Genomic DNA, 5,336 nt, shown 5'->3' with positions numbered 1-5,336 from the left:
CATGAATTCCATATAATATGGAAATATTAAAAGGAAAATTGTTCTAATTTAGGAGGTTTTCAAAATGACAGATGACACATTTCCGCAGTTACCATCATCCTATTGGATTGAATCTACTCAATTTCCTACTTTTCCTCATTTATCCGAAAATATAAAGACCGAAGTTGCCGTTATCGGAGCTGGTATTACAGGCATTACCACCGCCTATTTACTCGCTAAAGAAGGAATGAAAGTCGTTTTAATTGATTCTGGTTCTGTTTTAAATGGAACAACTGGGCATACAACCGCAAAAGTAACAGCCCAACATGATCTCATTTATGATGAATTAATAAACAATTTTGGTGTTGAAAAAGCTCAACTTTACTACGAATCAAATAGTAAAGCTCTACAATTCATAAATGAGACTGTACAAACATATAAAATCGACTGTAATTTCACAAATGAAGATTCTTATTTATATACAACTACCAATAATGGCCTGCGAAATTTAACGAAAGAATATGAAGCCTATCAAAAGTTAAATATACCTTGTGACTATGTTCAATCTCTGTCGATTCCTATTCCCGTACAATCTGCACTTGTGATGAAAAATCAAGCGCAATTCCATCCCCTCCTTTATTTAAAAACACTTTTAGAAAAGTTTGTGGAAATGGGCGGAATGGTTTATGAGCAAACAACAGCTATTGATGTGGAAAAAGGAGATTATCCACAAGTAATTACAAAGGGTGACCATCGCATCACTTGTAAATATATTGTCTCTTGTTCACATTTTCCTTTTTATGATGCTAATAGCTTTTTCTTTACGCGAATGTACGCAGAACGCTCCTATGCTCTCGCAATAAAAGCAAAAACAGATTATCCAGGGGGCATGTATTTAAGTATCGATGATCCAAAACGCTCCATACGTTATACGACAAGCAATGGAGAAAAGCTGATATTGATTGGCGGAGAGAGCCATAAAACAGGCCAAGGAATTAATACGATGCTTCATTACGAAGCACTCTATTCTTTTGCTGAAGCAACTTTTGGAGTAGATGAAGTTCCCTATAGATGGTCAGCACAAGATTTAATCACGCTAGATAAGCTTCCTTATATCGGACATATTAACGAAAGGAATCCAAATATATTTGTGGCAACTGGATATCGTAAATGGGGAATGACGACTGGAACTGCAGCAGCTCATTTACTGAAGGACTCCATTCTAAAAATCCACAGTCCATATAAAGAACTGTTTGCACCATCACGCTTTCATGCAAATCCAGATATAAAAACTTTCCTCTCTCAGAACATTGATGTTGCTAAACACTTAATTGAAGGAAAAATTGAAACCGCATTACGTAAGCCAGAAGATCTTGAAGTTGGCGAAGGATCTGTTGTACATGTCAACGGTAAACGAGCAGGTGCTTATAAAGATAAAGAAGGAAAATTACATATCGTCGATACAACTTGCACACACCTCGGCTGTGAAGTTGAATGGAATAACGGTGATTGTACGTGGGATTGCCCTTGTCACGGTTCCCGTTTTTCAATTGATGGGGATGTTATGGAAGGTCCAGCAGATCAACCATTAAAACGAGTTGATAACGAATAATTACAGATTCAGCGTGAATTTTCATTTACTCCCTTTCGTAAGACAATCGTAACTAGCGCCGTTTTCTTTACTCCTAAAACACAAAAAAGAGCACAAACTCACTTGTGCTCTTTTTCATATACTTCAAACAACATATTTCGAAATAATGTATTCAAACTCTCAATATCAATCCCTAATCTCTTTTCAATACCTTTCACGTATTGCTGATAATAATCAATTTGTTCTTCTAAAAATTGATTTAGCACCTCAATTTTTAATCCAACGTCCAATTCAGTACCTGCTTTTTTCTTTATTAATAACTTTTCAATTTCATCTAACACGCTACGTTCTAATATTAATTCTGTAATCAATCGATCAAATTCTACAGGAGGCAAAGTCGATTTCTCCTCTAACCATTTACAAGCTAAAATAGGACGTAATACATAAAAGTACTTTTTCAACTTTACATTCTCACCTTGCAAAAATTCACGATAGTTTTTTGAAGCCATATGTAAGTAATGATATATCGTTGATTTCGGATTAAAATCCTTTTCACTCATTTGCTGAAGTTCTTCTGGAAGGTTAGAGTTTTTCGAATAAAAAAATCGGTGATCTAATCCATTCGAGTAACGCTGGATTAGATTTTGCAAATAGTTGCAATGCCTTTTTAAGATCCCAGCCACTTATGTCTAAATCATCACTAATTGGGTATTCAATCACATCACGTTTATCATGAATTGATAAATACCACTCTACAGGACGTATATAAACAAACCTAACATCATAATCACTATCTTTCGATGGAAATCCCCACGCCCGGCTCCCTGATTCTACAGCAAATAAAATTTTCACATCATTCTCTTTTTCAATTCTTTCTAGTTCCAACTCAATTTTCTCTCTCATTTCATACCCTCCCCATTTTTTGATCATTTCCCTGGAAATTCGACAAATATAAGACCAATTTTACCACATACTAAAATAGCTGTCAGAAAATTCCCGACAGCCTAACAAAACACCTATTTTTTCTTTTCGATTACAGTAATTGCAATTCGTTCAATCTCTTTTTGGATTTCTTCTTTATATGCATCGACTTTTGAAAAATCCATAGCGGCAATATAAATTCGTTCTAATTTATCACGAACTGATTTTGCCTTTGCTAAGAAAGACATCGCCTCATTCATTTTTGTTTTATACTGAATTGAAACGTCGCGAATTTCCGTAGCATATTTTTCATCTGTCCCTGGTGCAACAATGAGATCATACATATCGATAATCTCATCCCCCTCACGGCTTGGGAAGTACTCATGCGGTGCTGTGCTATCAAAAATGGCAAATCCTAATTCCCTTACAATAATCATATCGAGACTATTTGGATCAAATCCACAATGATACACTTCTACTTCAAAACCTTTTTCTTCTGCTGCCTTAGCTAATTTTTTAAGCATCGTTGATTTTCCAGAACCTGGGCGACCTTTTATAAAATAGCGATGCGGAAGCCCTTCTGTCAAATTAGGAACGAAATCAACTGCTCCCTTCGGTGTAGCAGCCCCTAAGAAACGATGTTTCACAATTGATTTCTTCCCGCCTTTATCTGCAAATAATTTCTGTATAAGCTGATCTGTTAATTCGTTTGCTTTATTAAAATCAATGTTATTAATATATATTTTCTCCCACTCATCATGTATAACTAGCGCCTCTTTAAAACACCCGTAAGCTGCTTGAAAGGCTTTGCTTGCTTCTGAAACAAATCGTTCAATCTCTATTTTCTGCTTTCTTAATTTATCTGAGTCCCAAGCAACGCCTAAATTTATATACTCTTCTACAACTCCAGGCATTTTCGGCTCAATAACGTGCGGTGATGTACCGTCAACAATCCCTACTTTTAATTTTGGAATAATCACACCATCAACTGATTTATTGTCAGAAGAACAATGTAAAAATTCAATATTATACCCTTTATCGACCCATTCACGCCCTATTGCCTTTATTAAAGAAGATTTTCCCGTTCCTGGGCCTCCCTTTAAAATAAACAACCTGTCTAACCCCTTCAAATTCTCTTCGTATAAGCTGTGAAATCCTCTAGCTGTATTTCCACCGGCATAATAATTCAATACATTCCCTGTCACTGCACTCACTCCTTCGCAGCATTCTACTTACATAAGCTACAATATGCGAAAATCTTTATTTGGGTGAATACCTATTTTGTATTGCACTAAAAAAGCAAAGATCACTTTTGACCTTTGCTTTTATATTTTTTATTTAAGTTAAGAAAGAATTGTTCCACCCTTGGACGTACCCAAGCTAAATAATCTTTATCTTTCTTCTTTGTACAAGCTATCTCTTCTCCATCTATCATTCCGACAAGCTCTAGCTCTAACAGTTGCCTCGTGAATGCTAGCATATTTACTTCTTCTGCCGGATACTCTTCTTTTAATTTCTCCTCAATTTCTCCTAATGAAAAACCGTCACGCATCATTGCTAGTGCATCAATCCAAAGTGGCGGCATTTCATATGTTTCTCCTGTAATTGTATCTTTTACAATATAATTTAATCTCTCTTTTCGAAATTGAATTGTATGTAAACATACAGTTGAATTCAATGTTAATTCCATCATACCACCCCTTTCATCATATCTGCATAGAAAAAAGGATGCGCGTGCACCCCTACTTTTCTTTTCATAACACTACCGAACCGTTACATGAGCTAAAAGCTCTATGTCGATATTTTCCTCCATTATAAACGAAGTGTTTTATAAAAAAAACCCTTCTTTAAACATTTTATAAAATGTTTATATTTACACAACAAGAACACTTTTCTGAAAAGTAATTTCTTCTAATGTACTACACTGTTGGTAAATAAATTTCTACTTTCGTTCCTACCCCCATACTACTTTGAATCGCGATACTCCCTTGATGTTCTTCAATAATTTTATATGTAATCATTAATCCAAGTCCTGTACCATTCTCTTTTGTTGTATAAAAAGCTTTTCCGATCTTTTCTATTTCCTCATTTTCTATCCCAAAACCTTGATCTTCAACAGAAATACACAAGTTCTCTCCAACTTTTTCATATGCATGAATCTGAATATCCCCACCTTCTGGCATCGATTCAATTCCATTTTTGATGATGTTTAACAACACTTGTTTTAATTGCTTATCATCACCATTTATAACGGGTAAATTTCCATCTACTTGCAAATGAAATTTCACTTTATATTGAGTCGCATAGCTTTCCATTAACTGTACAACATATAAAAGGATTTCCCGTATATTACACCCTTCATAATTTGTTGGTTTCGGTTTTCCTAATAACATCAATTCACTAACAAACTCATTAATTCTCTCAATTTCTTGCAGCATAATCTCATAGCTCATCGTATCTTCAAGATTTCTTTCTTTTTGAATCTGTGTAAATCCTTTTAAAGCTGTTAATGGATTTCGAATTTCATGAGCGATTGTTGTAGACATAGTCCCAATAACAGCTAAATTTTCTGTCTCTTTCATATTGTTCATCATCTCAACAACTGTCCTTACATAAGATTGAAATCTCTTTAATAAAGAATGCGAAATGATGAAAAAGAATATACATAATACAAGCGGAATCACAACTTTTACATCTTGTAATATCAAAGTAAAAAATACATATTTTCCAATTACACTACAGGAAACGAAATAAAAATATTTTCTATTCACGAAAATCGGTGCAAATAAAATTAAAAATATTTCAACCATATTTCCCTGTTCAAAAACACGATCACTGTGTAAAT

General features: G+C 34.5%; 4 protein-coding genes and 1 pseudogene. 1 reads left to right on the top strand and 4 read right to left on the bottom strand.

Annotation, left to right across the window (positions count from 1 at the left end; all coding sequences use genetic code 11):
* The first annotated feature begins 64 nt into the window (after positions 1-64).
* Entirely contained in the window at positions 65-1,591 is a 1,527-nt protein-coding gene (locus AB3X48_RS17225) for an FAD-dependent oxidoreductase (RefSeq protein ID WP_002159447.1), read from the top strand.
* A gap of 98 nt (positions 1,592-1,689) precedes the next feature.
* On the opposite strand, the pseudogene AB3X48_RS17220 reads toward AB3X48_RS17225, so the two are convergent.
* The 4 genes and pseudogenes from AB3X48_RS17220 to AB3X48_RS17205 all read right to left on the bottom strand — a co-directional run.
* Positions 1,690-2,473: pseudogene (locus AB3X48_RS17220) on the bottom strand (nucleotidyltransferase domain-containing protein).
* Positions 2,474-2,586: 113 nt separating this feature from the next.
* Positions 2,587-3,696: a PRK06851 family protein gene (locus tag AB3X48_RS17215; protein ID WP_204209056.1), complete on the bottom strand. Its 1,110-nt coding sequence runs from the start codon at positions 3,694-3,696 to the stop codon at positions 2,587-2,589.
* 101 nt (positions 3,697-3,797) lie between these two features.
* A complete protein-coding gene (locus AB3X48_RS17210; protein ID WP_033710503.1) occupies positions 3,798-4,181 on the bottom strand; it encodes a hypothetical protein in 384 nt (127 codons plus the stop codon).
* A 229-nt stretch (positions 4,182-4,410) separates the two neighbouring features.
* Positions 4,411-5,336, bottom strand: a 926-nt coding sequence (locus AB3X48_RS17205) for an ATP-binding protein (protein WP_367959758.1), incomplete at its 5' end; no start/stop codon positions are given.

Origin of the sequence: Bacillus sp. S4 (assembly GCF_040838205.1) — a bacterium.
Classification (GTDB): Bacteria; Bacillota; Bacilli; order Bacillales; family Bacillaceae_G; genus Bacillus_A; species Bacillus_A cereus_U.
The sequence above is the reverse complement of the archived record's forward strand: the minus strand, read 5'-3'. Positions and strand labels throughout refer to the sequence as shown.

What these genes read in the sequence shown, in the direction of transcription:
- AB3X48_RS17225 (WP_002159447.1), top strand. Translation starts at nt 65, where the DNA reads ATGACAGATGACACATTTCCGCAGTTACCATCATCCTATTGGATTGAA.
- AB3X48_RS17210 (WP_033710503.1), bottom strand. Translation starts at nt 4,181, where the DNA reads ATGGAATTAACATTGAATTCAACTGTATGTTTACATACAATTCAATTT.